The sequence below is a fragment of the Enterobacter cloacae complex sp. 6730903 genome, from assembly GCF_048283985.1.
GTDB lineage: Bacteria > Pseudomonadota > Gammaproteobacteria > Enterobacterales > Enterobacteriaceae > Enterobacter > Enterobacter hormaechei_C.
Genome location: NZ_JBLVXX010000185.1, coordinates 1 through 332, shown reverse-complemented (window position 1 = coordinate 332; position 332 = coordinate 1). Strand labels below are relative to the sequence as shown.

1 protein-coding gene is annotated in these 332 nt (G+C 40.7%); it reads right to left on the bottom strand.

Annotation, left to right across the window (positions count from 1 at the left end; translation table 11 throughout):
- The coding region (locus ACNQ0W_RS25475; RefSeq protein WP_417933319.1) for a hypothetical protein at positions 1-321 on the bottom strand (321 nt) is incomplete at its 3' end.
- Positions 322-332: the final 11 nt, after the last annotated feature.

Sequence of the window (332 nt, the reverse complement as noted above, 5' to 3'; positions counted from 1 at the left end):
ATCTACAGCACGATACGGCGCAACAGGAATCTCAAGTTCATCAAACAATGCTTTTTCTGACAAACGATTTTGCGCAGTTGCTAAAGCAATACGGGGAGGGTGCAGTGTTTTAGTTTGTGTTAACACATCTACATCTGCAACAGGCGTATTTTCAAACTCAAGACTGAAAACATCAGCGCTTTCAATAAACTGCTTTAAACCTTGTTCATCTTGACTAGAAAAAACTTGGCCTAAAACACCTGCTGGACAATCTGTATTTGCTTCAAAAAAAGTACATTGAATATTTAATGGTAACGCTGCTTGCGCCATCATACGGCCCAATTGCCCACCAC